Origin of the sequence: Yinghuangia sp. YIM S09857, assembly GCF_051388915.1 — a bacterium.
Taxonomy (GTDB): domain Bacteria; phylum Actinomycetota; class Actinomycetes; order Streptomycetales; family Streptomycetaceae; genus Yinghuangia.
This window is the reverse complement of sequence record NZ_JBPKBH010000023.1, coordinates 62,512-88,470: the sequence shown is the minus strand read 5'-3', so window position 1 is coordinate 88,470 and position 25,959 is coordinate 62,512. Positions and strand designations below refer to the sequence as shown.

Here is a 25,959-nt window from a genome sequence, read left to right as displayed (position 1 = left end):
CCCCCCCGGGCCCCTTTCGCATGCCCGCGGGCGTGCGCGCGGGAGCCGCGCGTCAGGGCCGCGTATGGACGGCGTCAAGATGCCGCGGGGCCGCGTCAAGGCGCCGCTAGCACTCGACGTAATACCCGATTTATGGCGTTTTTGTGGGGGCTGGGACTGCTACCAATGAGCCCGCAACACCCAACCTCCCACCGACTTCCCGAGGAGACCCGCGATGGCTGACCTGGCCTTCGTACTCCTGACGATCGCGTTCTTCGCGCTCGTCGCCGCCATCGCCAAGGGGGTGGCCAAGCTGTGAACGCGGACAGCATCGTCGGCCTCGTCGTCGCCGTCGCCCTCCTGGGCTACCTGGTGCTCGCCCTGATCTTCCCCGAGAGGTTCAAGTGAGTCCCACGGTCGCGGGGATCCTGCAAATCTCCCTGCTGATAGCCCTGCTCGCCGCGGTGCACCGGCCGTTCGGCGACTACATGGCCAAGGTCTACTCCTCGGACCGGCACACGCGTCCGGAGCGCTGGATCTACAAGGCCATCGGAGCTAACCCCGAATCCGGCCAGCGCTGGGGCGTCTACCTGCGCAGCGTGCTGGCGTTCTCGCTGTTCTCCGTGCTCGGCCTGTACGCCCTGCTCCGCTTCCAGGACAAGCTCCCCTGGAGCCTCGGCTTCCAGCCCATGAAGGCCGACCAGGCGTTCAACACCGCCGCGTCCTTCACCGCCAACACCAACTGGCAGTCCTACTCCGGCGAGTCCGCGGTCGGCCATACGGTGCAGATGGCCGGCCTGACGGTGCAGAACTTCGTATCGGCGGCGGTCGGCATGGCCGTCGCGGTCGCCCTGGTGCGCGGCTTCATCCGGGTCCGCACCGGCGAGATCGGCAACTTCTGGGTCGACCTGGTGCGCGGCTCGGTCCGCATCCTGCTGCCCATCGCGGTCGTCGGCACCCTCGTGCTGGTCGCCTCGGGCACGCTCCAGAACCTGGCCGACCCGCACACCGTCACCACGCTCAACGGCGGCACGCAGACCGTCACCGGCGGTCCGGTGGCCTCCCAGGAGGTCATCAAGGAACTGGGCACCAACGGCGGCGGCTTCTACAACGCCAACTCCGCGCACCCCTTCGAGAACCCGAACGCGTTCACCAACCTGTTCGAGATCTTCCTGATCCTGGTGATCCCGTTCTCGATGCCGCGCACCTTCGGCACCCTGGTCGGCTCGGCCAAGCAGGGCTACGCGATCCTCGGCGCGATGTTCACGCTGTGGTTCGTCGCGGTCGTGCTGATGACGTGGACCGAGATGCACCACAACGGCACCGCCCTGGAGATCGCGGGCGGGGCGATGGAGGGCAAGGAGCAGCGCTTCGGCGTCCCGGGCTCCTCGTTGTTCGCGACGTCGACGACCATGACCTCGACCGGTGCGGTGAACTCGTTCCACTCGTCCTTCACCGGGCTCGGCGGCGGCCTGACGATGCTCGGCATGATGCTCGGCGAGATCTCGCCCGGCGGCGTCGGGTCCGGCCTCTACGGCATGTTGATCATGGCGATCCTGGCGGTCTTCGTGGCGGGCCTCATGGTCGGCCGCACCCCCGAGTACCTCGGCAAGAAGATCGGCGCCGCGGAGATGAAGATCGTCGCGCTGTACATCCTGGTCGTCCCGGCCACGATCCTCACCATGACCGGCATCGCCCTCGCGCTCCCGGGCGAACGCGCCTCGATCCTCAACTCCGACTCGCCGCACGGTCTTTCGGAAGTGCTGTACGCGTACACCTCGGGCGCCAACAACAACGGCTCCGCGTTCGCCGGCCTCGGCGCGAACACCGAGTACTACAACACCACCATCGGCTTCGCGATGCTGATCGGCCGGTTCATCTCGATCGCACTCGTCCTGGCCCTCGCCGGCCGCCTGGTCGAACAGCGCCGGGTCCCGGAGACCGTCGGCACGCTCAAGACCCACCGGCCGCTGTTCGTCGGGACGCTCGTCGGCGTGATCGTCGTCGTCACCGGCCTCACCTTCTTCCCGTCTCTCGCCCTCGGCCCGATCGCGGAGGGGCTCGCATGACCGTGAACACCGCATTTGAACCCCGGCAGGGCACTCCTGCCCCCGCTCCCGAGCAGCCGCCCAACGTGGGGCGCGTCTCGGCCGGCCTCTTCGATCCCGCCCAGCTCCTGCGGTCGCTGCCGGACGCGCTGCGCAAGTTCGACCCGCGCGTGATGGTGCGTACGCCCGTCATGTTCGTGGTCGAGATCGGCTCGGTCCTCACCACCGTGATGGCGGTCAAGGACCCCAGCACGTTCGCCTGGGTCACCGCCGTCTGGCTGTGGCTGACCGTGCTGTTCGCCAACCTCGCCGAGGCGGTCGCGGAAGGCCGGGGCAAGGCGCAGGCGGACACGCTGCGCAGGGCCAAGACCGACGCCGTCGCGCGCCGCCTGGCAGGGGACCGCGAGGAGCGCGTCCCGGGTACCGTCCTCAGGGTCGGCGACCTCGTCGTCTGTGAGGCCGGGGACACCATCCCGGGCGACGGCGACGTGGTCGAAGGTGTCGCGAGCGTGGACGAGTCGGCCATCACGGGCGAGTCGGCACCCGTCATCCGCGAGTCCGGCGGCGACCGCTCGGCCGTCACCGGCGGCACGAAGGTGCTGTCCGACCGCATCGTCGTAAAGATCACCGCGAAGCCCGGAGAGACGTTCATCGACCGGATGATCGCCCTGGTCGAGGGGGCGGCACGGCAGAAGACGCCGAACGAGATCGCGCTCAACATCCTGCTCGCGTCCCTCACCGTCATCTTCCTGTTCGCGGTCGTGACGCTCCAGCCGCTGGCCGTCTACTCCGGGGCCGAGCAGTCCCTCGTCGTCCTGGTGGCCCTGCTGGTCTGCCTCATCCCGACCACCATCGGGGCCCTGCTGTCCGCGATCGGCATCGCGGGCATGGACCGGCTGGTCCAGCGCAACGTGCTGGCCATGTCCGGACGCGCGGTCGAGGCTGCGGGCGACGTCAGCACGCTGCTGCTCGACAAGACGGGCACCATCACCCTCGGCAATCGCCAGGCGAGCGACTTGGTCCCGTTGACCGGCGTCGACATGGAGGAGCTGGCGGCGGCAGCGCTGTCGGCCAGCCTGGCGGACGAGACTCCGGAGGGACGGAGCATCGTCCGGCTTTGCGCCGAGCGGCATGACGTACCACCGCTGGTGGGCGAGGATCGCAACAGCGCTCAAACGCGGGTGCCCGGTGTCGATACCGCTGCGCGGCATGAGTTCGTCCCCTTTTCGGCGCTGACCCGGATGTCCGGCGTGGACATCGTCGAAGAGGTGGGCGTGCGCCGCATCCGCAAGGGCGCCGCGTCCGCCGTCAACGCCTGGGTCGCCGAACGCGGCGGCACCGTGCCGCGGCAGTCCGGCGAGACCGTCGACGCCATCTCCGCGGCGGGCGGCACCCCGCTGCTGGTCGCGGTCGAGGACGCCGCCGGCGCGCGCGTGCTCGGTGTCATCCACCTCAAGGACGTCGTCAAGGAGGGCATGCGCGAGCGGTTCGACGAACTGCGTCGCATGGGCATCAAGACGATCATGATCACTGGCGACAACCCGCTGACCGCCAAGGCGATCGCGGACGAGGCCGGCGTCGACGACTTCCTCGCGGAGGCCACCCCCGAGGACAAGATGGCGTTGATCAAGCGCGAGCAGGCCGGCGGCAAGCTCGTCGCGATGACCGGCGACGGCACCAACGACGCGCCCGCGCTCGCACAGGCCGACGTGGGCGTGGCCATGAACACCGGCACGGCCGCCGCCAAGGAGGCCGGCAACATGGTCGACCTCGACTCCAACCCGACCAAGCTCATCGAGATCGTCGAGATCGGCAAGCAGCTCCTGATCACGCGCGGCGCGCTCACCACGTTCTCCATCGCGAACGACGTGGCGAAGTACTTCGCGATCATCCCGGCCATGTTCGCCGTCGCGGGCGGCCCGGCGGGCCTTGCGCCGCTGGACAAGCTGAACATCATGCAGCTCGCCACACCCGAGTCGGCGATCGTCTCGGCGGTCGTCTTCAACGCCCTGGTCATCGTCGCGCTCATCCCGCTGGCCCTGCGCGGCGTGCGCTACCGGCCCATGTCGGCCGACAAGATGCTGTCCCGCAACCTCGGCGTCTACGGCCTGGGCGGGCTCATCGCCCCGTTCATCGGGATCAAACTCCTCGACCTCGTCGTCTCGCTCATCCCCGGAATCGGTTGATCACCATGGCCACCCAGACAAGCACCCGCATCCGCGTCCTCTTCGCGGGGCTGCGCGCCCTGCTGGTCCTGACGGTCCTGCTCGGCGTCGCGTACCCGCTGGCCATGACGGGGATCGCGCAGGCCGCGTTCCCCGGCCAGGCCAACGGCTCGAAGGTGAAGGTGGACGGCCGGGAGGTCGGTTCCAGCCTCATCGGCCAGAGCTTCGACCTCCTCGACCGGGACGGCAACCCGCGCCTGTTCGACGCACAGGGCCGGGAGGTCGTCGGGCACGAGGCAGAGGACGGCACGGTGACCTACACCTACCTCGCCGGCGGCGCGCAGCTGTCGGACGAGGACGCGGCGGGCGTCGGCACCCTGCCGGACCCGCTGTGGTTCCAGCCGAGGCCGTCGGCGGGTTCGTACGACCCGCTCGCCTCCGGAGCCTCCAACTACGGCCCGGAGAACGCCGAGTTCGTCCAACTCGTCAAGGACCGCAAAGCCGCGGTGGCGTCCTTCAACGGCGTCGCCGAGGGCGAGGTCCCGGCCGACGCGGTCACCGCGTCCGGCTCCGGGCTCGACCCGCACATCTCGAAGGCGTACGCGCTCATCCAGGTGAACCGCGTGGCCGCCGCGCGCGGCCTCGACCCGGGGGCCGTCCGCAAGCTCGTGGACGACCACGTCGACGGCCGCGTCATCGGGATCCTCGGCGAGGAGCGCGTCAACGTCCTGGAGCTGAACGTCGCCCTGCACAAGGCCGCGGCGAAGTAGCCCCGACGATCCGGACCCGCCCCCGGCCGGGCGGGCCCGGATCGCTCGGAAACCCCTGATGAGGACGACAATGGACGCCATGGGACGCGGAAAACTGCGCATCTACCTGGGAGCCGCCCCCGGTGTCGGGAAGACGTACGCGATGCTCGGCGAGGGCCGGCGCCGCCGCGCCCGCGGGGCCGACGTGGTGGTCGGCCTCATCGAGTGCCACGGGCGCCCGCGTACCGAGGAGATGCTGGAGGCCCTGGAGGTCGTCCCGCGCCGCGAGATGGTGCACCGGGGCTCGGACTTCACCGAGATGGACGTCGACGCGGTCATCGCGCGGCGCCCGAAGGTGGCGCTCGTGGACGAGCTCGCGCACACCAACGTGCCCGGCTCGCGCAACGCCAAGCGCTGGCAGGACATCGACGAGATCCTCGACGCCGGCATCGACGTCATCTCGACCGTCAACATCCAGCACCTCGAATCCCTCAACGACGTCGTCGAGTCGATCACGGGCGTGCCGCAGCGCGAGACCGTGCCGGACGCCGTCGTGCGCCGCGCGAACCAGATCGAGCTGGTCGACATGTCCCCGGAGGCCCTGCGCCGCCGCATGGCGCACGGCAACGTCTACGCCCCGGAGAAGGTGGACGCGGCGCTGTCCAACTACTTCCGTGTGGGCAACCTCACCGCGCTGCGCGAGATCGCGCTGCTGTGGGTCGCCGACCGGGTGGACGAATACCTCCAGCAGTACCGCGCCGAACACGACATCAGTGCTACATGGCCCGCCCGCGAGCGCATCGTCGTCGGCCTGACCGGCGGCCCCGAAGGGGACACCCTCATCCGCCGAGCCGCCCGCATCGCCACGCGCGGCTCGGGCGGCGAACTGCTGGCCGTGTACGTCTCCAAGAGCGACGGCCTCACCGGCGCCTCACCGGAGGCGCTGGCCCAGCAGCGCGCCCTCGTCGAGTCCCTGGGCGGCACCTTCCACTCCGTCATCGGCGAGGACGTGCCCAGCGCGCTGCTCGACTTCGCGCGCGGGGTCAACGCGACGCAGATCGTGCTCGGCTCCAGCCGCCGCAAGCCGTGGCAGTACGTCCTCGGCCCCGGCGTGGGTGCCACCGTCGCGGCCTCGTCGGGCGACATAGACGTGCACATCGTCACGCACGAGCATGCCGGGGTCGGGCGGACGGTACGCGTGCCGCGGTCCGGCGTGAGCCGCCGGCGCCTCCTCCTGTCCTGGCTGTTCGCCCTGACCGGCCCGCTGATCCTGACCGTCGTCATGGCGCAGAGCCGCGACCACCTGGGCCTGCCCACCGAGATGCTGCTGTACCTGCTGCTGACGGTGGGCGTCGCGCTGCTGGGCGGGCTGTGGGCGTCCGCCCTGACCGCTGTCGTGTCGTCGTTCCTGCTGAACTACTACTTCACGCCGCCCTTGCACACGATGACCATCCGCGATCCGGAGAACATCTTCGCGCTGGGTGTCTTCGTGGTCGTGGCGCTGTCGGTCGCGTCGGTGGTCGACCTGGCCGCGCGGCGCACCCACCAGGCCGCGCGCAGCCAGTCCGAGTCCGAGACGTTGAGCTTCCTGGCCGGGAGCGTGCTGCGCGGCGAGCAGGCGCTTCCGGCGCTGCTGGAGCGGGTGCGCGAGGCGTTCGGCATGGAGTCGGTCGCGATGCTGGAGCGGACCGAGCCGCACGGACCGTGGGCGTGCGTCGGCAGTGTGGGGCCGCATCCGGTGCGCAGGCCCGAGGAAGCGGACGTCGACGTGCCGGTGTCCGACACGATGGCCCTCGCACTCTCCGGCCGCATGCTGCCCGCCGAGGACCGCCGGGTGCTCGGCGCTTTCGCCGCCCAGGCCGCCGTGGTGCTGGAGCGCAGGCGGCTGGTCGCCGAGGCGGCGGAGGCGCGGCGGCTGGCCGAGGGGAACCGGATCCGCACGGCGCTGCTCGCGGCGGTGTCGCACGACCTGCGTACGCCGCTCGCCGCGATCAAGGCCAGTGTGTCGTCGCTGCGCTCGGAGGACGTGAGCTGGTCGCCGGAGGACGAGGCGGAGCTGCTGGCGGCCATCGAGGACGGCGCCGACCGCCTCGACGCGCTGATCGGCAACCTGCTCGACATGAGCCGCCTCCAGACCGGGACGGTCACCCCGCTGTTCGGCGACGTCGCCCTCGACGAGGTGGTCCCGGGTGCGGTCCTGGGCGTTCCGGAGACGTCGGTGGTGCTGGACGTCCCCGAGACGCTGCCGACCGTGTGGGCGGACGCCGGGCTGCTCGACCGCGTGTTGGCCAACGTCATCGAGAACGCCGTCAAGCACAACCCGCGGGACCGCCGGGTGCATGTGCGCGCCGAGGCGGTGGGCGACCGGGTCGAGCTGCGCGTCGTGGACCGCGGCCCCGGCGTGCCCGACGAGGCCAAGGAGCGGATTTTCGAGCCCTTCCAGCGCTACGGCGACGCCCCGGCCGGCAACGGCGTCGGACTCGGCCTGGCCGTCGCGCGCGGCTTCGCAGAGGCGCTGGGCGGCTCGCTGGCCGCCGAGGACACCCCCGGCGGCGGCCTCACGATGGTGCTGACGCTCCGGATGTCCGGCGGTCGCCTGCCTGCCGGCGGGGGCGCCGCGGGCGAAGCGCCCGTCCCGGCGGCGACATGATGCGTCGCACCCGGCGGACCGGGTACCGCAGCAGGACGGGCCAGGAGGCCGGGGCGGCGGAGGGGGTACGGATGTCTTCCATGTCCGCGCCGTCTGTCGGGCCGGCGGCCGGTCCGGCGGCCGGGCGGGAGGTCGGGAGTTTCCTGAACACACCTCATAGTCGAACAGGTATTCGACGGGGCTGTCGATGCCACGCCGCGGGAATCCCACAAACGAGTGAACACTTCGGTGACCGCGGAGCCGCGGCCGCCGGGCGAACGGGTTCGGAACGTACGGAGGCAATTCGATGACACGGGTGCTCGTCGTGGACGACGAGCCGCAGATCGTCCGCGCGCTGGCCATCAACCTCAAGGCCCGCGGCTACGACGTCGACACCGCGGCGAACGGCACCCAGGCGCTCGCCGCCGCCGCGGACCACCACCCCGACGTGGTCCTCCTCGACCTCGGCCTGCCCGACCTGGACGGCGTCGAGGTGATCCGCGGGCTGCGCGGCTGGACCAAGGTGCCGATCATCGTGCTCAGCGCCCGGCAGGCGTCCAACGAGAAGGTCGCGGCCCTGGACGCGGGTGCGGACGACTACGTCACCAAGCCCTTCGGCATGGACGAACTGCTGGCCAGGCTGCGTGCCGCGGTCCGGCGCTCCGTCCCTGAGGACGAGGTGCCGGTCGTGGTCACCGAGGCGTTCACCATCGACCTCGCGGCCAAGAAGGCACACCGCGACGGGGCGGACGTGCGCCTGACCCCGACCGAATGGCACCTGCTGGAGGTCCTGGTCCGGCACGCGGGGCGCCTGGTCAGCCAGAAGGCGCTGCTCCAGGAGGTCTGGGGCCCGCAGTACGGCACCGAGACCAACTACCTGCGGGTCTACATGGCCCAGCTCCGCCGCAAGCTGGAGGCGGATCCCTCGCACCCGAAGCACCTGCTGACCGAGCCCGGCATGGGGTACCGCTTCGAGCCGTGACGGGCCGCGGGCGGATCCCGGGTCGGGCGCCGACCGGGTACCTTTGCGTTCATGAGTGGTGCCACCGGAGTCGAACGCGAGCCGGGCCGTTTCCGCCGGATGTTCAACCGGCTGACCTCGACCCACGAGGAGCTTGAGGCCGAGGAGCTCCAGCAGGACTGTAGCCGCCTGGGCTGCACGGCCATCGGGTCCGTCGTCGAGCGCGACCTCGTCACCGTCGGCGGGACTCTGCGCACGGTCACCTTCCGGCCGCGCGCCGGCGTGCCCGCGCTGGAGGCGGAGCTGTACGACGGTTCCGGCGCCCTCTCGGTCGTCTGGCTGGGGCGGCGCAAGATCGCCGGGATAGAGCCCGGCCGCCAACTGGTCGCCCAGGGCCGTCTGACCACGGCCCAGGGGCGCTACGTCCTGTTCAATCCGAAATACGAGCTGCGTCCGGTGGGCAATGGGTGACCGCGATCTGCAAACCGGCGACGGCTGGGGCACGGGGGAGGGGCGGCCGGTGACCGCGGAGGCCGAGCTTCCGCGTCCGGCGCCCGAAACCGGCGTCCCGGCGGCGGGGGACGCCACCGCCGCAGACCGTACGACCGCCGACCGTACGACCGCCGACCGGACCGCGGCCGAACCGGCCGCCTCCGACGGCAAGGCGGCGGCCCAGGCCGACGACCCCGAAGCCGCGGCGGAGCCGGCGGACGGCACCCCGGACAGCGCGATGTCGCTCGTGGCGGCCTTCGGCGGCGTGCGCGGCATGATCGACATGACCGTCCCCGGACTGGTCTTCGTCGTCGTCTTCACCATCACGCGCGCCACCACGACCTCCGCGTACGCCGCCGTCGCCGTCGCCGCCGTGCTGGCCGGCATCCGGCTGATGCGCCGCGAGACCCTGATGCACGCGCTCGGCGGCTTCCTGGGTGTGGCGATCGCGGCCTTCGTCGCCATCAAGTCGGGTAAGGCGGAGAACTTCTACCTGCTCGGCGTGCTGCTCTCCGGCGGCTACGCGCTGGCTTACACGATCTCGATCCTGGTGCGCTGGCCGCTGATCGGCGTCGTGCTCGGGCCCATCCTGGGCGAGAACTTCACGTGGCGGAACAACCCCGCGCGGGCCGCCGCGTACACGAAGGCGACCTGGGTGTGGGTCGCGCTGTTCGTGCTGCGCATCGTCGTGCAGGTGCCGCTGTATCTGGCCGACAAGGTGACCTGGCTGGGCGCCGCGAAGGTCGCGCTCGGCGTGCCTCCGTGGCTCGTGGCGATCTACCTGACGTGGCTCATCATGTCGAAGGCCCCGCCGCCGGTGAAGGTCACGTACGACGACGACCGGCCATCGGCCGCGGGTTCGGAGTCGGCCTCCCGCTGATCAACCGACAACAATGAACGGCCGCTTGTGAAAGCGGCCGTTCATGTTGTGTACCGGCGGACCAATTTCCTGACTATTTCCCCGTTCGGCCGTATCCCGGCAACTAGCGTCCTGGTTATGCCTCGTGTGAAAGGAGGCGGGGACGGTGGCCGGAAACGGTGACCTTCGCGCACTGGTCGAAGAGGCCGGTCTGACGAGGCGTGAAATCGCCCGTTGGGTGAACGTGGTGGCCGAGCGCCGTGGGCAACACCTGGGGTGCACCCATACCTCGGTGGCCCGTTGGCTCGACGGTGCCCAACCGCGTTGGCCCATTCCCGAACTGCTGGCCGAGGTCCTCGGCCGTCGGCTGGGATACGAACTTACGGTCAGCGACCTGGGCTTGCGGGACCGGCGCCCACCTGCCGCCGACCCTTTCGACGGGTTGAGTGTCGCTCGCACGGTGTCCGATATCCGCCGGGCCGTGGTCGAGCTGACGGGGAGAGACATGAACCGCCGCAATTTCCTGCTCGGCTCGACGTTCGGGGCCGCGGCCTTTTCGAGCCCGGCCCTCTTCTGGTCGACGGCGACCGGAGCGGAACCCGAACCGATGCGGCACGGCGGCAGCAGCCGGGTGCGCGAGGCGGATGTCGAACGCATCCGGCAGACGGTCGTGATGTTCCGCAAGCTCGACCGCGCCCAGGGCGGCGGCGATCTGCGCGACACCGTGGTCAACCACCTCAACGGGGTTGCCCGGACCAAGCTTTCCGGATCGTACGGCGACGACGTCGGCCGCGGGCTCTTCCGTGCGGTGGCCGAACTGACCGAACTGGTCGGCTGGTTGTCCTTCGACTCGGGGCGCCACGCGCTCGCGCAGCGGTACCACATCCAGGCGCTGCGACTCGCGCAGGCGGCGGACGACCGGGCGTACGGCGCCTACGTCATGGCCAACATGGCCTGCCAGGCGGTCTACCTAGGGCACGGCTGGGAGGCCGTGCAACTCGCGCGCGCCGCACAGCAGGGTGCGCGCGGCTCGCTGACGCACCGGGGCCACGCGCTGGTGCTCGCGATGGAGGCGCGCGGGCACGCGGCACTCAGCGACGAGCGCGCGTGCGTCGAGGCGCTGACCGCCGCCGAACGCAGCCTGGACGCCGCGGACGGCGACGACGACCCGGCGTGGTGCCAGTACTTCGACAAGGCCGAGCTGATCCACGAGTTCGCGCACTGCCACCGCGACCTGCGACTGCCGCGCGCCACCCAGGAGTTCGCGAACGAGGCCATAGCGCTCCGGACCGACGGCTACACCCGGCGCTGCGCTCAGGACACGACGTTCATGGCCGCGGCCCACCTGGACGAGGGCGAGCTCGACCAGGCGTGCGCGAAGGCGTCCGAGGCGCTGGACATCGCCAGCCGCCTCAACTCGTCGCAGTGCAACGACTTCCTGCGCGAGTTCCGCACCCGGCTCCACCCGTACGAGCGGGAGCCGGTGGTCCGCGAATTCAGCGAGCGCGCCGAGGAGTTGTACGCCGGGATGGCCGTGTGACGGTCAGCGCGACGACAGCAGGTCCTCCAACTCCTCCTCGCGGTCCGGCGCGGCCACGAACAGCAGTTCGTCGCCCGCCTCCAGCGAGTCGTCCTTGCTCGGCACCAGCACGCGCCCCTCGCGGATGATCGTCACCAGCGCGGTGTCCACCGGCCACGCGACGTCCCCGACGCGTGTACCGACCAGCGGGGTGTCCTCCGGCAGCGTCAGCTCGACCAGGTTGGCGTCGCCCTGGCTGAAGCGCATCAGGCGCACCAGGTCGCCGACGCTGACCGCCTCCTCGACGAGGGCGGACATCAGGCGCGGGGTGGACACCGCGACGTCCACGCCCCAGGCCTCGTTGAACAGCCACTCGTTCTTCGGGTTGTTGACGCGCGCGACCACACGCGGCACGCCGTACTCGGTCTTCGCGAGCAGCGACACGACGAGGTTGACCTTGTCGTCGCCGGTCGCCGCGATGACCACGTTGCAGCGCTGGAGGGCGGCCTCGTCCAGGGAGGAGATCTCGCACGCGTCGGCCAGCAGCCACTCGGCCTGCGGGACCGACTCGACCTTGATGGCCTCCGGGGTCTTGTCGATGAGCAGGACCTCGTGGCCGTTCTCCAGCAGCTCGCCTGCGATGGAACGGCCGACCGCGCCCGCTCCGGCGATCGCGACGCGCATCAGTGGGCCTCCGGGGCCTTCTCGAAGGCCGCCTCGACGGCGGCCACATCTGCCTGCTGCATGATCACGTGCACCAGGTCGCCCTCCTGGAGGACGGTGTCGGGGCCGGGCAGGATGCCCTCACCCAGCCGGGTGAGGAACGCGATGCGCGCACCGGACGTCTGTTCGAGGCCGGACAGCCGGTGCCCCACCCACTGCGGGTTCACGTGCACCTCGGCGAGCTGCACACTGCCGCTCGGGTCGCGCCACAGCGGCTCGGCGCCGCTCGGCAGCAGGCGCCGCAGCATCTGGTCGGCGGTCCAGCGCACGGTGGCCACGGTCGGGATGCCGAGCCGCTGGTACACCTCGGCCCGCCGCGGGTCGTAGATGCGCGCGACCACGTTCTCGATGCCGAAGGTCTCGCGCGCCACCCGCGCGGCGATGATGTTCGAGTTGTCGCCGCTGCTGACCGCGGCGAACGCCCCCGCCTCTTCGATACCGGCGGCGCGCAGCGTGTCCTGGTCGAAGCCGACGCCGGTGACGCGGCGGCCGGAGAAGTGGGAGCCGAGGCGGCGGAACGACGTCGCGTCCCGGTCGACGACGGCGACTGAATGTCCCAGTTCCTCCAGGGTCTGCGCGAGCGTGGACCCCACGCGCCCGCACCCCATGATGACGATGTGCACGGCCGTCCTTCCGGCGTTTGTCGCTTCTCTCCGCTTTGGTGGCTGCTCAGGTGCAATACGCGCAATACACCCGTACGGCCTGTCACCAGGGTGACAGACGTTTTGGCGACGTTACACGCGGGAGGTGACGAGGACCCGCCGGGCGTACGGAAAGATCCGATCACGGCGGGCCCCGGCGCGCGGGCCACCCGCGCAGCGTACGATCGCCCGCGTGTCAAGACTCGGCGGACTTTCCAAACGCATTCTCGTCGGCAGAGCGATCCGCAGCGACAAGCTCCACGAGACCCTGCTGCCGAAGCGCATCGCCCTCCCGGTTTTCGCCTCCGACGCGCTGTCGTCGGTGGCGTATGCGCCCGACGAGATCCTGCTGACGCTGTCCATGGCCGGGCTGGCCGCGTACCACTTCAGTTGGCAGGTCGGCCTCGCCGTCGTGGTGGTCATGCTGACGGTGGTCGCGTCGTACCGGCAGAACGTGCACGCGTACCCGAGCGGCGGCGGCGACTACGAGGTGGCGACCGTCAACCTCGGGCCGAGCGCGGGCCTGACGGTCGGCAGTGCGCTGCTCGTCGACTACGTCCTGACCGTCGCCGTGTCGATCTCGTCCGGCGTGGCGAACATCGCGTCGGCCATCCCGGCCATAGGCGAGCACAAGGTGCTGTACGCCGTGCTGCTCGTGCTCCTGCTCATGGCCATGAACCTGCGCGGGGTGCGCGAGTCCGGGTCGGCCTTCGCGGTCCCGACGTACCTGTTCATGTTCGCGATCATCGGCATGACCCTGTTCGGGTTCGTCCGGTATTTCTTCACCGACGCCGACATGCGGGCGGAGAGCGCGGGCTTCGGGATCACCGAGGAGGACTCCTTCACCGGGATCGCGCTGGTCTTCCTGCTGCTGCGCACGTTCTCGTCCGGCTGCGCGGCGCTGACCGGTGTCGAGGCCATCAGCAACGGCGTGCCGGCCTTCCGTAAGCCGAAGAGCCGGAACGCCGCCACGACGCTGCTGCTCATGGGCACCATCGCGGTCACCATGCTCATGGGCATGCTGGCGCTCGCGAGCATCACCAAGGTGCACTTCGCCGAGGATCCGGAGCACCAGATCACCGGGGCGCCCGCGGACTACGAGCAGAAGACGGTGGTCGCGCAGGTCGCCGACGCGGTCTTCGGCGGGACGTTCGCGCATCCCATGTTCTACCTGGTGCTCGCGGTGACCGGGCTGATCCTGGTGCTCGCGGCGAACACCGCGTTCAACGGGTTCCCGGTACTGGGCTCGATCCTCGCGCAGGACCGCTACCTGCCGCGCCAACTGCACACGCGCGGCGACCGGCTCGCCTTCAGCAACGGCATCATCATGCTGGCGGGCGCCGCGATCGTGCTGATCGTGGCCTTCAAGGCCGAGCCGACCAAGCTGATCCAGCTCTATGTGGTGGGCGTGTTCGTGTCCTTCACGATGAGCCAGGCCGGCATGATCCGGCACTGGACGCGGCACCTGAAGACCGAGGAGGACCCCGCCACGCGGCGGCACATGGTCCGCAGCCGGCTGATCAACGCGTTCGGCCTGTGCATGACGGGCGCGGTGCTGGTGATCGTGCTGCTCACGAAGTTCCTGCAAGGCGCCTGGATCGCGATTCTGGCGATGGTCGGGCTGTTCGTGATGATGAAGGGCATCCGGCGGCACTACGACCGGGTGTCGGAGGAGCTGATCGCGGACCCGGACGAGGACATGAAGCTGCCTTCGCGCGTGCACGGGATCGTGCTGGTGTCGAAGCTGCACAAGCCGACGCTGCGGGCGCTGGCGTACGCCCGGGCGGCGCGTCCCAGCGTGCTGGAGGCGGTCACGGTCGGGGTGGACTCCGCGGAGACGGACGCACTGCGCGAGGAGTGGGACGAGCGCGGGATCGAGGTGCCGCTGAAGGTGCTGGACTCGCCGTACCGCGAGATCACCCGGCCGATCATCGAGTACGTCAAGAACGTGCGCCGGTCCAGCCCGCGCGATGTGGTGACCGTGTACATCCCCGAGTACGTCGTGGGCCACTGGTGGGAGCACATCCTGCACAACCAGAGCGCCTTGCGGCTCAAGGGCCGCCTGCTCTTCACCCCGGGCGTGGTCGTGGCATCGGTGCCGTGGCAGTTGGTCTCGTCGGACCGTGTCAAGCACGGCAAGGGCTACAACGCGCCCGGTGCGGTGCGGAGGGGTGAGCCCGCGCCGAAGGACAAGCGTCCGGCGGGTGGCGGCGGTGGCCCGGGCGGTGGCGGCCCGGGCGGTGGCGGCGGGGCTGCGGGAACGCGGAGGCCCTGAGGGACCGATTGTGCACACCCCCCTGAGCGTGCCTTTTTGTGCGGTTCGGCCTCAGGAGGGTGCGAGGGCGGACAGCGGGCGGGCCTCCCTCGCTGCGCGGGCTCGCCTGTGGCGTCGGGTGCGGGGCTGGACGCCGTAGGCTGGGAGGTCGTGCGCGGGGGTTGTGCGGTCCGCGTCGTGTTGGCTGCGGCGGGGCCGTTCGACGGCCCGCCGCCCTTGACCGTCTGTTCCCTTCCGCTGTCCGGTTCCCGCTTGCCGGTTTGCGTGTGCGGCCGTCGTGCCGCCGTTTGCGAGGAGTTCCGTGCCCACGTCGCGACCCCTGGGATCCGCAGGATCGAAGCCCGCCGGCGACGACGCCGCCGCCGAGAAGGCCGAGTCCCTGGTCGGGACCCGGTACGAGGTGGAGATCGGCCCGGTCGCCCACGGGGGCCACTGCGTGGCCCGCCACGAGGGGCGCGTGCTGTTCGTCCGCCACGGGCTGCCGGGGGAGCGGGCCGTTGTCGAGGTCACCGACGGCACGGCCACGTCGCGGTTCCTGCGCGCGGATGTCGTCGAGGTCCTGGACGCTTCGCCCGATCGGGTGAAGCCGGCCTGCCCGTACGCCGGGCCCGGCCGCTGCGGCGGCTGCGACTGGCAGCACGCGACGCCCGCCGCTCAGCGTCGCCTCAAGGCCGTCGTGGTCGAGGAGCAGTTGCGGCGGCTCGCGGGCCTGGAGCCGGACGTCGAGGTGGAGGCGGTCGCCGGTCCGCCGGGCTTCCCGGAGGGCCTGGGCTGGCGTACTCGCGTGCAGTTCGCGGTCGACCCGGCCACCGGCGCCGCCGGGCTGCGGCGGCACCGTTCACACGACGTGGAGGCGGTGGACGCCTGCGCCATCGCGGCCCCAGGCGTCGAGGAACTGGGCATCGAGCGCCGCGACTGGACCGGCGTCGCGTCGGTGGAGGCGATCGCGGCGAGCGGTTCCCTGGACCGGGCCGTGGTCGTCACGCCCGCCGAGCACGACGGCCGCATGCCGATCGTCGAACTGGACCGTCCCGTGTCGGTGCTGCGGGCCGACGACAAGGGTCGGGTCAAGCGCGTGCACGGGCGCGCGGGTGTGCGCGAGGTGGCGGCGGGCCGGACGTGGCGTGTGTCGGGCAACGGCTTCTGGCAGGTACACCCCGCGGCTGCGGACACCCTCGTGAGCGCGGTCCTGGACGGGCTGGAGCCGCGTCCGGGAGACGTGGCCCTCGACCTCTACTGCGGAGTCGGGCTGTTCGCCGGGGCCATCGCGGAGCGGCTCGCCGACAGCGACACGGTCATCGGCGTCGAGTCCTCGCGCGAGGCGATCGAGGACGCCCGGCACAACCTGCGCGAGACCCCGGGCGCGCGCTTCGAGGTCGGCAAGGTGGAACGCGTCCTGACCCGCCCGGGCTTCCTGCGGCGTGCGGATGTCGTCGTGCTGGACCCGCCGCGGGCCGGGGCGGGTCGCACGGTGGTGGAGCGCATCGCGCGCCTGACGCCGCGGCGCATCGCGTACGTCGCGTGCGACCCGGCCGCGCTGGCCCGCGACCTCAAGTACTTCGCCGAGCGCGGCTACCGTCTGCGCGGTCTGCGCGCGTTCGATCTTTTCCCGAACACGCACCACGTGGAGTGCGTGGCCGTCCTGGAGCCGGCGCCGAAGCAGCGCTGAGCGCGGCCGGCCCGCGGGTCGTCGCTCGCCCGCCCGCGAGCCATGGGCTTGTCGAACTCCCCTGTTTTGCTCCCTTGTTTTGGGACGGGGCCTGGCATCCGGCGGCATCCGGGAGCACTCGGCGGCGTCCTTGCGGGGGTGCGCCCGCGGCTCAGAGGTCGAGGCCGCGCAGCAGCAGGTCGAGGCCGCCGCGGAACTCCCGTTCGGGGCCGATGCCCTGGGCTTCGCGGGCGGTCGAGGCCAGGTGCGGGTGGTCGGCGGGGTCGAGGGTGGCGAGGGCCGTGGTGCCTGTCCCCGCGAGCGGGCTGAAGTGCTCGACCTGGAGCGCCCCGAAGACGTACGCGACCAGCGCGCGGAACGCCATGACCCGCTCGGCCGGTCCGAGCCCGGCGTCGGCGAGGATGCCCAGCACGGTGTTCCCCCAGCGCATCGACGCCGGTGAGGTGTGCCGGTGCGCCAGGATGAGCGGCACCACGGCGGGGTGGGTGCCGACCGCGGTGCGGACGCGGTCGGCCAGCTCGGCGATCTGCCGGTGCCGCGCTCGGACATCGGGCACCGAGGTGTCGACGCCGGTGAGCACGTGGTCGACGACCAGCGCTTCCAGTTGCGCGCGGTCGGCCACGTAGCGGTAGACGGACATCGTGCCCATGCCGAGTTCGGTCGCGACGGCGCGCATCGTGAGGCCTTGGAGGCCGTCGCGGTCGAGGACCCGGAGTGCGGCGCCGGCGATCTGGGGCGTGGTGAGGGAGCGTGGTCGAGGCATGGGTTGACAGCGTACAAGGTACGCTCATAACTTCGTAAGCGTACGTTGCACGCTTACGAAGGAGGAACGATGGGCTCCGGCTCCAGGCACAGGTCCATGGATGTGGGAAGCGTTGTCGCCGCGCGGGAGTTGCCGGTCGTGTCCGGCGACGGCGGTGCGGACGCGGTGGTCGCGGTGCCCGACCCGACGCGGCTCGTGCACCTCCAGTTCCGGCGGTTCGCGGGTTGTCCGGTGTGCAACCTCCATCTGCGGTCGATCGTGCGGCGGCACGGCGAGATCACCGCGGCGGGGGTGACCGAGGTCGTCGTCTTCCACTCGCCCGCGGACGAACTGCGCCGGCACGTGGCGGATTTGCCCTTTGCCGTGGTCGCCGATCCGGACAAGCGCCTGTATCGCGAATTCGGCGTCGAGTCGGCGCGGCGGTCGCTGCTGAGCCCGCGTGCGTGGCTGCCGATCCTGCGTTCCGTGGCGCGCTCGCTCCCCCGGATCGCCACCGGCAGGGACCGCGCTCCGGCTTCCACGCCGCACGGCGGACGCCTCGGGCTGCCCGCCGACTTCCTGATCGCGCCGGACGGCCGGATCTTCGCCGCGATGCACGGGACGCACGCCTACGACCAGTGGCCGGTCGACCGCATCCTCGAACTGGCCCGCGGGCATGCTCAAGGCCACAAGAACTCACGCTCCCACGCTCCTTCCGCGAGCTGATAGCGCAGCCGCGTGTGCTTGCGGTCGGTGCGGCCCTGCCAGAACTCGACGGCCAGCGGGCGTACGACATAGAGCACGTACGTCTCGGCGATCCGCTCCGGCTGGGCCGCGACGCGTTCACGGGCCTCGACGAAGGCCCGGTCCATCTCGGCGGTGTCGCGCAGCGTGCGGCTCTGCCGCCCGACGTGGGAGGCCGCCCGAGCTGCCGGCGGGCGCATCAGGAAGTCCGCGGCGCAGGCCCGCCGTTCCGCCCGGCCGACGGTGCCGCGCACCCTGACCTGGCGGCCCTGCTCGGGCCATGAGAAGACCAGGGCCGCGCGGGGCACGGCCGCGATCTGCGCGGACTTCGGGCTGGTGGCGTCCGTCGCGAACCACCACCCGGTGCCGTCCACCTCGCGGACGGCGAGGGTGCGTGCGTCGGGGAATCCGTCGGCGTCGACGGTGGCCAGGGTCATGAGTTGCGGTCGTGCCACGCCGCTTTCGACGGCTTCGGCGAGCCAGGCCAGGAACTGGTCGGTCGGTTCCGCGGCGGCGGCCTCGGCCGCGAAACCGGGCAGGGCGTCGGCGAATACCGACAGGGTCCGCAACAGCTCTCGTGCGCTCATTGCCGCATGATGCCCGTCCGGGACCGGTCCCCAAGCCCACTCCCGCGGGATCTGTGGACAACTCGGAAAACTGCTCGAACACCCTTCACTCTTAAGGGTGTTACCGCTCGGGTTTATCCACAGAATCGCTTCGGGCGGCTCATCCGGAACCGGACTCGGGCGACGGTTGAGGCACGGCGTCGATCACGCGGCGCCGGTCCCCGAACGGAGCCCAGCCATGACCGATGCCGCCCTGACCCGACCCGTCGCCGGATCCCTCGCCCGGCCGACCGTGCCGTCGACCGAACACCCGCCCGTGGACCGGCCCGAGGGCCCGGCGCTGCCGGAACCGCGGTGGGAGGCCGAGCGGCAGACGCCGCCGCACGCGCGACTCTCGGGGGAGTCGGAGGAGCACGCCGAGCCGCGGCTCCTGTCTTCGCACCCGACCCTGGTTCGTTCCTCGGTCCGGCCTTCGGCACGTGTCTCGGCGCCTGCTTCGACGCGGCGGTCGGCCCGTCCGGTGACCCGGTCGGCGGGTCGACCGGTGGGCCGGGGTGCGCCGCGGTGCACGACGCATGCGGCCGTTCCGGCGGCGGGCGTTGGCGGCGCGGGAAAGGACGGTGCCCGATCGCGGGGTACGTCGGCTGCGGCCGAGTTGGACGACGAATTGGCCGTCGCGACGACCACGGGACAGTGCCTGGTCGCGGCCTCGCGCGCACTCCGCATGACGCTGCGGGCCGTCGAATCGTGGCGTGCGGATCCCGGGCGTGCCGGGTGCCTGTGCCGCGCGACCGAGGAACTCCGGGTTGCCATTGCCCTGATCGAGGGGGTGATGCCCGCGAGACTCCGCCGTGGCGCGGCGTGGGCGGGGCCGGTGGAGGAGGTGCTGCTGTATCCGGTGAGCACCGTGACCCGGCTGCTGGGCCGGACCGTGCGGGTCATGCGCGGGCTGGCCCAAGGTGGTGCCACACCGTCGTCCTCGGGACCGAGTCGAGGCACGGCGGCGGTGACGCTCGACGCCACCGCCCGCAGGCAGTGCCGGACGGCGTGGGAACACGCCTTCCACGCCCTGGTCCGGCTGCGCGCCGTGCAGGAGGCCGCGACCTGGTTCCCGGATTCGCCGGTCGACCCATGGCTGCTGCTCGCGGCCGAGGCGCCGGTGCGTTTCGACTGCCCCCAGTGCGAACGCCTGCGCGGCCACCGTCGCCGCGCCGCAACGGCAGCCGCACCGGCAGCCGCGCCCGTGAGCCGGACCGCGCCCGCACCCGGGAGAGGCACCGCGCCCGGGGCCGGTGGAGGTGGGCAGGGAGGGGCCAAAATCATCCCCTTCCCGCGGCGCGGGGAGCCGGGGTCAGCGGGACCGGACCATGTGTGCTGACGGCCGCTCCGCCAGGAGGTCCGAGACCGCGTCGTGCTCGGACCTGTGGAGCTGTGCGGCATCGCCCTCCCGCGCGGTCTCGCCCACGGTGAGTGCCTCATCCACCCGCGCGGCTTCGTCCACCTACGGGGCTTCGCCCTCCCGCCCGGCTCCGTCGATCCGCGTGGACTCGTCCACCGGTCCCTCGGAGTCCTCCGAGTCCTCCTGGTCCATGGCCGCGGTCACGGCCGCTCCATGCCGATCCGCCCAGACCCCCAGGGCGAGGATGGGGGCCAGCAAGTCGCGTCCGGCGGGCGTCAGTTCGTATTCGACCCTGGGCGGGGCCTCCGCGTATCGGCGCCGGGTGACCAGGGTCAGGCGTTCCATACGGCGCAGGGTCTGCGTCAGGACCTTCTGGCTGATCCCGCCGATGGCGGTGCGCAGCTCGCCCGGTCGCATCGGACCGTCGCGGAGGACGTACACGATCACCGGCAGCCAGGTGTTGGCGAACAGCTCGGTGGCGAACCGCGCGGGGCAGTCCGCCTCGAAGGCTCCGTAGGGGTCGTACTCGACCAGGTGCGTCGTGGGCTCGGACATGTGCTCGATCCTGCCCGAGCCGTTGCGCACCCGGAGGTGCCCTTCGGCCCGCCTACGTTTTCTGCCGGGTGCCGGACGACCTTCCGGACGCCCAATACGACAACGACGAGGAGCTGATCCAGCATGCGTGTGGGAATTCTCGGTGCGGGGCAGATGGCCGGTGCACTCGGGGCCGGATGGGCGGCGGCGGGGCACGACGTGTTCGTCGGCGCGCGGGACGTCGACAAGGCGGTCGCCCTGTCCGGTGCCGTGACCGGGAAGGGACACCGGGAGCTGGTAAATCTTCCCGGCCGCAGCACCAGCGGGACCGAGGAAGGGCTGTCGGGAGCGGCGGCGGGTCGGCCGGCCCGCGGCACGGTTCGCGGCGGGACTCTGCGCGAGGCGGCCGAGTTCGGGGAGGCCCTGCTGCTCGCCGTTCCGGCGGCCGCGGTCGCCGACGTCCTCGCGGCCGGAGGGGCGGCCGACAAGCTTCTTGTCGACCGCGTGGTGGTCGACTGCACCAATGCCTTCGCCCCCGACGAGGCCGCGAAGGAAGGCCCGTTGGCCTTCGTCCTGAGCGAGGAGGCGCTTGCCGAGCGGGTGGCGGCGCTCGCCCCGGGGGCGCACGTGGTGAAGGCGTTCAACCTGTGCGCGGCGGAGGTCTGGCAGTCCGAGGACCGCATATTCGAGGGTCGCCGCCTGGCCGTGCCGCTCTGCGGCGACGATGCCGCTGCGGTTCAGCGAGTGGCGGTATTGGTGTCCGACCTCGGCCTCGCCCCGGTGCACGCAGGCGGCCTGAGCCGGGCGCGGTATCTGGAGGCCATGTCGGCCTTCGTGGTGAGCCTGTGGTTCGCCGGCGAGGACGCACGCGCGATGTTCCCACCGTTGGAGGCGGCCTTCGCGGTTCCGGACGACGAGAGGTGAGGGCGCATGGGCAGGAGCCGTCGTGAGGGGAAACCCGGTAGTCCGTGGGCTGCCGCACTGTACATACTCGTCCGGGTGTTCCTGACTCTTGCGACGACGCGACGACCGGCTATTGACCTCGGCTTTCTCCTGCACAAGCATCCGGAGAAGGCGCAGCGGTTCGGGGTCTCGCACGGCACTGCCCATGTGTTCTACCCGGAGGCGACCGAGGAGCGGTGCGAGGCGGCGCTGCTCCTGGACGTTGACCCGATCGCCCTGGTGCGCGGCAGCCGCAAGGCGGGCGCCTCGCCGGACTTCGCGCTGGCCCAGTACGTGAACGACCGGCCCTACGCCGCGTCGTCCCTGCTGGCGGTCGCGCTCGGCTCGGTGTTCCGGACCGCGATGCAGGGGCGCTGCGATGCCAGGCCCGAGTTGGTCGACGAGGCATGGCCGCTGGAGGTGACGGTGCCCGCGCTGCCGTCCCGGGGCGGTGCCGCGATGGTGCGTTCGCTGTTCGAGCCGCTTGGTTGGACGGTGGAGACGGAGCCGGTGGCCCTGGACGCCCGCTTCCCGGAGTGGGGCGAGTCGCGGTACCTCCGGCTCCGCCTCACCGGGGCACTCCGAGTCGGCGAGGCGCTGCGGCACCTGTACGTGCTGCTGCCCGTGCTGGACGACGCGAAGCACTACTGGGTGTCGCCGGAAGAGGTGGACAAGCTGCTCCGCGCCGGTGACGGCTGGCTCGCGGGGCACCCGGAGCGCACCGAGATCACCCGGCGCTACCTGTCGCGGCGTCCCGGGCTGACCCGGACGGCGCTGGAGCGCCTGGCCGAGGTCGACGACGCCATGGCCGAGGATCTGGACAACGCCGTGCCGGAGGAGGCGCCCGACCCGGTAGGCGACGTGCCGCAGGAGGCCGAACGGCCGGTGCGCGTCCCGCTGGCCGCGCACCGGCGCAACGCCATCCTGGACGCGCTGCGCACGGCCGGCGCCGCGCGCGTGCTGGACCTCGGGTGCGGGGACGGCAAGCTGCTCGGCGACCTGTTGAAGGAACCCCGGTTCACCGAGGTCGTGGGCGTCGACGTTTCGGTGCGGGCGCTCGGCATCGCGGCCCGGCGGCTGCACCTGGACCGCATGGGCGAGCGGCAGCGCGCCCGGGTGCGGCTGATGCAGGGGGCGCTCACGTACACCGACACCCGGCTGGGCGGTTACGACGCGGCGGTGCTGTCCGAGGTCATCGAGCACGTGGACGAGCCGAGGCTGCCCGCGCTGGAGTACGCGGTGTTCGGCTCGGCGCGGCCCGGAGTGGTCGTGGTGACGACCCCCAACGTCGAGTACAACGTGCGCTACGCGCCGGAGGAGGAGGGCGGCCACGGGCTGGCCGCGGGGACCATGCGGCACGGCGACCACCGGTTCGAGTGGGACCGCACGCGGTTCCGCGAGTGGGCCCGGGGAGTCGGCGAACGCTTCGGCTACCGCGTCGAGTTCGCCCCCGTGGGGGACGACGACCCCGAGGTGGGCCCGCCCACGCAGATGGCGGTGTTCACCGAGGCGCCGCCCGAACCGCCCGCCGGACACGGCACCGAGCCCGGCCGCAGCGCGGACGTACGCGCGAACGACGTGAACAAGGACGAGTCCGAGGGAGTGCCCGCATGAACCCCGTCGCCATCCCCGACCTCTGTCTCGTCGTCCTTGTCGGCACGACCGGCTCGGGCAAGTCCACGTTCGCGCGCACCCACTTCAGGCACACCCAGGTGCTGTCCTCGGACTTCTTCCGCGGCATGGTCGCCGACGACGAGAACGACCAGGCGGCCTCGAAGGACGCCTTCGAGTTGCTGCACCACGTCGCCGGCAAGCGGCTCGCCGCCGGACGCCTGACCGTGGTCGACGCGACCAACGTGCAGCAGGGCGCCCGCGCCCAGCTCGTGCAACTCGCCCGCGAGCACGATGTGTTGCCGGTGGCGATCGTCCTCGACGTGCCCGAGCAGACGTGCTTCGAGCGCAACGCCGAGCGCCCGGACCGCGCGCACCTCCCGCGCAACGTCATCACCCGCCAGCGCAAGGACATGACCCGGTCGCTGCGGCACCTCCAGCGCGAGGGCTTTCGCAAGGTGCACCACCTGCGCGGCGTCGCGGAGATCGACGACGCGGTCATCGCGTACGAGAAGCGTTACAACGACCTGCGGCACCTGGCCGGGCCGTTCGACGTCGTCGGCGACATCCACGGCTGCCGCGCGGAGTTGGAGGCGCTGCTCGGCCGGCTGGGGTACGAGGTCGTGCGCGACGACGCGGGACGGCCGGTCGACGCGGTGCCGCCCGACGGCCGGACCGCCGTGTTCGTCGGCGACCTGGTCGACCGCGGTCCGGACACCCCCGGTGTGCTGCGCCTCGTCATGGGCATGGTGCGCGCGGGCCACGCGGTCTGCGTGCCGGGCAACCACGAGAACAAACTGCTGCGCGCGCTCAAGGGCCGCAAGGTGAGCGTGACGCACGGGCTCAAGGAGTCGCTGGAGCAACTGGAGGGCGAGTCCGACGAGTTCAGGTCCGAGGTCGCGGAGTTCTGCGAGGGGCTGGTCAGCCACTACCTGCTCGATGAGGGGCGCCTTGTCGTCTCGCACGCGGGTCTGCCGGAGAAGTACCACGGCCGCACGTCCGGCCGGGTGCGCAGCTTCGCGCTGTATGGCGACACGACGGGCGAGACGGACGAGTACGGTCTGCCGGTCCGCTACCCGTGGGCCGAGGAGTACCGCGGCCGCGCGATGGTGGTCTACGGCCACACGCCGATGCCGCGCGCCGAGTGGGTCAACAACACGATCTGCCTGGACACCGGGTGTGTGTTCGGCGGCGAGCTGACCGCGCTGCGCTACCCGGAGCGCGAGTTGGTCGCCGTCCCGGCGGAGCGGGTCTGGTACGAACCGGTGCGGCCGCTCAAGTCCGAGGCGCCCGGCGGCCGGGACGGCCGTCCGCTCGACCTCGCGGACGTCCTGGTTCCGGACGACCCGATGGGCCGCAGGGTGGTGGAGACGGAGACCGCCGGACGTGTCATGGTCCGTGGCGAGAACGCCGCTGCCGCCTTGGAAATCATGAGCCGCTTCGCGATCGACCCGAAGTGGCTGGTCTACCTGCCGCCCACGATGGCGCCGTGCGCGACGTCGGATGTGCCCGGTCTGCTCGAACACCCCGCGAAGGCGTTCGAGCAGTACCGCGCGGACGGCGTGGCCGGGGTCGTGTGCGAGGAGAAGCACATGGGCTCGCGCGCGGTCGCCCTGGTGTGCCGGGACAACGACGCGGCCAAGAGCGCGTTCGGGGTGAACGAGGGCACCGGTGCGCTGTGGACCCGGACCGGCCGTTCCTTCCTCGCGACGCCGGAGCTGACCGAGGACTTCCTCGCCCGGCTGCGGGCCGCGGTCGACGCGGCGGGGCTGTGGGAGGAGTTGGACACCGACTGGCTGCTGCTCGACGCCGAGCTGATGCCGTGGTCGGCGAAGGCGGTCGAGCTGCTGCGACGGCAGTACGCGGCTGTGGGGGCCGCGGCGACCGCCGCGCTCCCGGAGGCCGCCGGGGCGCTGGCCCGGGCGGCGGCACGCGGGGTGGACGTGGCCGACCTGGCCGTCGCCACGGGTCGGCGCGAGGCGAACGCGCGGGCGTTCACCGAGGCGTACGGCCGCTACTGCTGGCCGGTGGACGGCCTCGACGGCCTGCGCTTCGCGCCGTTCCAGGTGCTCGCCGCACGCGGCAAGGAGTTCACCGGCCAGGGCCACGACTGGCACCTGGCGATGGCCGACCGGCTGGTGGCCGCCGACGCGTCCGGGCTGCTGGCTCCCACGGCCCGGCTCGTGGTCGACGTGACCGACGACGAGCAGGTCGCCGCGGGCGTGGCGTGGTGGGAGGAACTGACCGCGGCGGGCGGCGAGGGCATGGTCGTGAAGCCGCTGGCGGGGGAGGCCGCACGGGGTGCCGGCTCGCGGGTGCAGCCGGGGGTCAAGGTCCGGGGGGCGGAGTACCTGCGCATCATCTACGGGCCGGACTACGGCGAGCCGCACCACCTGGACCGGCTGCGCGGCCGACACCTCGGGCACAAGCGCTCGCTCGCGCTGCGCGAGCACGCGTTGGGGCTCGAATCCCTCGGACGGCTGAGTCGCGGCGAGGCATTGTGGCGGGTCCACGAACCGGTGTTCGCCGTCCTGGCCCTGGAATCGGAGCCGGTCGACCCGCGCCTCTGACACCGCGCCTCCGACCCTGCGTCTCCGATACTGCGCCTCCGACACCACACCTTCTGACCCGCACCTTCTGACGCCGCACCTGTGACACCGCGCCTCCGCCTCCCCGGCCGACGCGGTCCGCCATCCGTCCCCCTGACCGCCC

General features: G+C 71.6%; 21 protein-coding genes. 16 read left to right on the top strand and 5 right to left on the bottom strand.

The window, feature by feature from the left end; translation table 11 throughout:
• Window positions 1–294 precede the first annotated feature (294 nt).
• The 9 genes from kdpF (at window position 295) to ACRX5S_RS34360 (ending at window position 11,422) form a co-directional block, all read left to right on the top strand.
• Window positions 295–387 (top strand): K(+)-transporting ATPase subunit F, encoded by a 93-nt coding sequence (kdpF, locus tag ACRX5S_RS34400; protein ID WP_436777132.1) that lies wholly within the window; start codon window positions 295–297, stop codon window positions 385–387.
• Window positions 384–2,048, top strand: a complete 1,665-nt coding sequence (gene kdpA, locus ACRX5S_RS34395; protein WP_436777131.1) for a potassium-transporting ATPase subunit KdpA — start codon at window positions 384–386, stop codon at window positions 2,046–2,048. Before kdpF ends, kdpA begins: the two co-directional genes overlap by 4 nt.
• Window positions 2,045–4,213, top strand: coding sequence for a potassium-transporting ATPase subunit KdpB (kdpB, locus tag ACRX5S_RS34390; protein WP_436777130.1), 2,169 nt, complete (start codon window positions 2,045–2,047; stop codon window positions 4,211–4,213). Before kdpA ends, kdpB begins: the two co-directional genes overlap by 4 nt.
• A gap of 5 nt (window positions 4,214–4,218) precedes the next feature.
• Window positions 4,219–4,962: a potassium-transporting ATPase subunit C gene (locus ACRX5S_RS34385; RefSeq protein ID WP_436777129.1), complete on the top strand. Its 744-nt coding sequence runs from the start codon at window positions 4,219–4,221 to the stop codon at window positions 4,960–4,962.
• Between the two features lie 79 nt (window positions 4,963–5,041).
• The gene (locus tag ACRX5S_RS34380) at window positions 5,042–7,591 is read left to right on the top strand and encodes a DUF4118 domain-containing protein (RefSeq protein WP_436777128.1); all 2,550 of its coding nucleotides are present in this window, start codon (window positions 5,042–5,044) and stop codon (window positions 7,589–7,591) included.
• Window positions 7,592–7,877: 286 nt separating this feature from the next.
• A complete protein-coding gene (locus ACRX5S_RS34375; RefSeq protein ID WP_436777127.1) occupies window positions 7,878–8,552 on the top strand; it encodes a response regulator in 675 nt (224 codons plus the stop codon).
• 51 nt (window positions 8,553–8,603) lie between these two features.
• Window positions 8,604–9,002, top strand: a complete 399-nt coding sequence (locus tag ACRX5S_RS34370; RefSeq protein WP_436777126.1) for an OB-fold nucleic acid binding domain-containing protein — start codon at window positions 8,604–8,606, stop codon at window positions 9,000–9,002.
• On the top strand, window positions 8,995–9,903 hold the full coding sequence (locus tag ACRX5S_RS34365) for a DUF3159 domain-containing protein (protein WP_436777125.1): 909 nt from the start codon (window positions 8,995–8,997) through the stop codon (window positions 9,901–9,903). The genes ACRX5S_RS34370 and ACRX5S_RS34365 overlap by 8 nt, the downstream gene beginning before the upstream one ends.
• Before the next feature lie 484 nt (window positions 9,904–10,387).
• A complete protein-coding gene (locus ACRX5S_RS34360) occupies window positions 10,388–11,422 on the top strand; it encodes a transcriptional regulator (protein ID WP_436777124.1) in 1,035 nt (344 codons plus the stop codon).
• A 3-nt stretch (window positions 11,423–11,425) separates the two neighbouring features.
• Here ACRX5S_RS34360 and ACRX5S_RS34355 read toward each other — a convergent pair whose 3' ends face one another.
• Together ACRX5S_RS34355 and ACRX5S_RS34350 are read right to left on the bottom strand one after the other, a co-directional pair.
• Window positions 11,426–12,085 carry a potassium channel family protein gene (locus tag ACRX5S_RS34355; RefSeq protein WP_358354246.1) on the bottom strand — a complete coding sequence of 220 codons (660 nt, stop codon included), beginning with the start codon at window positions 12,083–12,085 and terminating at the stop codon, window positions 11,426–11,428.
• Window positions 12,085–12,747 carry a potassium channel family protein gene (locus ACRX5S_RS34350; protein WP_436777123.1) on the bottom strand — a complete coding sequence of 221 codons (663 nt, stop codon included), beginning with the start codon at window positions 12,745–12,747 and terminating at the stop codon, window positions 12,085–12,087. Before ACRX5S_RS34350 ends, ACRX5S_RS34355 begins: the two co-directional genes overlap by 1 nt.
• A gap of 211 nt (window positions 12,748–12,958) precedes the next feature.
• Here ACRX5S_RS34350 and ACRX5S_RS34345 point away from each other — a divergent pair, with 211 nt between their 5' ends.
• Entirely contained in the window at window positions 12,959–15,040 is a 2,082-nt protein-coding gene (locus ACRX5S_RS34345; RefSeq protein ID WP_436777122.1) for an APC family permease, read from the top strand.
• A 319-nt stretch (window positions 15,041–15,359) separates the two neighbouring features.
• The gene (locus ACRX5S_RS34340) at window positions 15,360–16,709 is read left to right on the top strand and encodes a class I SAM-dependent RNA methyltransferase (RefSeq protein WP_436777190.1); all 1,350 of its coding nucleotides are present in this window, start codon (window positions 15,360–15,362) and stop codon (window positions 16,707–16,709) included.
• A gap of 151 nt (window positions 16,710–16,860) precedes the next feature.
• Here the strand turns inward: ACRX5S_RS34340 and ACRX5S_RS34335 are convergent, their stop codons facing one another.
• Complete coding sequence (locus ACRX5S_RS34335; protein WP_436777121.1) at window positions 16,861–17,472, bottom strand: TetR/AcrR family transcriptional regulator; 612 nt, start codon at window positions 17,470–17,472, stop codon at window positions 16,861–16,863.
• 96 nt (window positions 17,473–17,568) lie between these two features.
• On the opposite strand from ACRX5S_RS34335, the gene ACRX5S_RS34330 reads away from it, so the two are divergent.
• Window positions 17,569–18,177, top strand: a complete 609-nt coding sequence (locus tag ACRX5S_RS34330; RefSeq protein WP_436777120.1) for a peroxiredoxin-like family protein — start codon at window positions 17,569–17,571, stop codon at window positions 18,175–18,177.
• Here the strand turns inward: ACRX5S_RS34330 and ACRX5S_RS34325 are convergent.
• Entirely contained in the window at window positions 18,132–18,782 is a 651-nt protein-coding gene (locus ACRX5S_RS34325) for a pyridoxine/pyridoxamine 5'-phosphate oxidase (protein ID WP_436777119.1), read from the bottom strand. The two genes, ACRX5S_RS34330 and ACRX5S_RS34325, sit on opposite strands and share 46 nt — an antisense overlap.
• Before the next feature lie 634 nt (window positions 18,783–19,416).
• Between ACRX5S_RS34325 and ACRX5S_RS34320 the strand changes: the two genes are divergently transcribed.
• Window positions 19,417–20,139: a hypothetical protein gene (locus ACRX5S_RS34320; protein WP_436777118.1), complete on the top strand. Its 723-nt coding sequence runs from the start codon at window positions 19,417–19,419 to the stop codon at window positions 20,137–20,139.
• 123 nt (window positions 20,140–20,262) lie between these two features.
• Here the strand turns inward: ACRX5S_RS34320 and ACRX5S_RS34315 are convergent, their stop codons facing one another.
• A complete protein-coding gene (locus tag ACRX5S_RS34315; RefSeq protein WP_436777117.1) occupies window positions 20,263–20,715 on the bottom strand; it encodes a winged helix-turn-helix transcriptional regulator in 453 nt (150 codons plus the stop codon).
• Window positions 20,716–20,838: 123 nt separating this feature from the next.
• Here ACRX5S_RS34315 and ACRX5S_RS34310 point away from each other — a divergent pair, with 123 nt between their 5' ends.
• The 3 genes from ACRX5S_RS34310 to ACRX5S_RS34300 all read left to right on the top strand — a co-directional run bounded on the left by ACRX5S_RS34310 (window position 20,839) and on the right by ACRX5S_RS34300 (window position 25,817).
• Window positions 20,839–21,618, top strand: coding sequence for an NADPH-dependent F420 reductase (locus ACRX5S_RS34310; protein WP_436777116.1), 780 nt, complete (start codon window positions 20,839–20,841; stop codon window positions 21,616–21,618).
• 75 nt (window positions 21,619–21,693) lie between these two features.
• Window positions 21,694–23,250, top strand: coding sequence for a 3' terminal RNA ribose 2'-O-methyltransferase Hen1 (locus tag ACRX5S_RS34305; RefSeq protein WP_436777115.1), 1,557 nt, complete (start codon window positions 21,694–21,696; stop codon window positions 23,248–23,250).
• Window positions 23,247–25,817 carry a polynucleotide kinase-phosphatase gene (locus tag ACRX5S_RS34300; protein ID WP_436777114.1) on the top strand — a complete coding sequence of 857 codons (2,571 nt, stop codon included), beginning with the start codon at window positions 23,247–23,249 and terminating at the stop codon, window positions 25,815–25,817. Before ACRX5S_RS34305 ends, ACRX5S_RS34300 begins: the two co-directional genes overlap by 4 nt.
• The last annotated feature ends 142 nt before the right edge of the window (window positions 25,818–25,959 follow it).

Excerpts from the sequence above, each read along its gene's own strand:
- kdpB (WP_436777130.1), top strand. The coding sequence starts at position 2,045 with ATGACCGTGAACACCGCATTTGAACCCCGGCAGGGCACTCCTGCCCCC.
- ACRX5S_RS34385 (WP_436777129.1), top strand. The coding sequence starts at position 4,219 with ATGGCCACCCAGACAAGCACCCGCATCCGCGTCCTCTTCGCGGGGCTG.
- ACRX5S_RS34380 (WP_436777128.1), top strand. The coding sequence starts at position 5,042 with ATGGGACGCGGAAAACTGCGCATCTACCTGGGAGCCGCCCCCGGTGTC.
- ACRX5S_RS34375 (WP_436777127.1), top strand. The coding sequence starts at position 7,878 with ATGACACGGGTGCTCGTCGTGGACGACGAGCCGCAGATCGTCCGCGCG.
- ACRX5S_RS34370 (WP_436777126.1), top strand. The coding sequence starts at position 8,604 with ATGAGTGGTGCCACCGGAGTCGAACGCGAGCCGGGCCGTTTCCGCCGG.
- ACRX5S_RS34365 (WP_436777125.1), top strand. The coding sequence starts at position 8,995 with ATGGGTGACCGCGATCTGCAAACCGGCGACGGCTGGGGCACGGGGGAG.
- ACRX5S_RS34360 (WP_436777124.1), top strand. The coding sequence starts at position 10,388 with ATGAACCGCCGCAATTTCCTGCTCGGCTCGACGTTCGGGGCCGCGGCC.
- ACRX5S_RS34355 (WP_358354246.1), bottom strand. The coding sequence starts at position 12,085 with ATGCGCGTCGCGATCGCCGGAGCGGGCGCGGTCGGCCGTTCCATCGCA.
- ACRX5S_RS34335 (WP_436777121.1), bottom strand. The coding sequence starts at position 17,472 with ATGCCTCGACCACGCTCCCTCACCACGCCCCAGATCGCCGGCGCCGCA.
- ACRX5S_RS34330 (WP_436777120.1), top strand. The coding sequence starts at position 17,569 with ATGGATGTGGGAAGCGTTGTCGCCGCGCGGGAGTTGCCGGTCGTGTCC.
- ACRX5S_RS34325 (WP_436777119.1), bottom strand. The coding sequence starts at position 18,782 with ATGAGCGCACGAGAGCTGTTGCGGACCCTGTCGGTATTCGCCGACGCC.
- ACRX5S_RS34315 (WP_436777117.1), bottom strand. The coding sequence starts at position 20,715 with ATGTCCGAGCCCACGACGCACCTGGTCGAGTACGACCCCTACGGAGCC.
- ACRX5S_RS34310 (WP_436777116.1), top strand. The coding sequence starts at position 20,839 with ATGCGTGTGGGAATTCTCGGTGCGGGGCAGATGGCCGGTGCACTCGGG.
- ACRX5S_RS34300 (WP_436777114.1), top strand. The coding sequence starts at position 23,247 with ATGAACCCCGTCGCCATCCCCGACCTCTGTCTCGTCGTCCTTGTCGGC.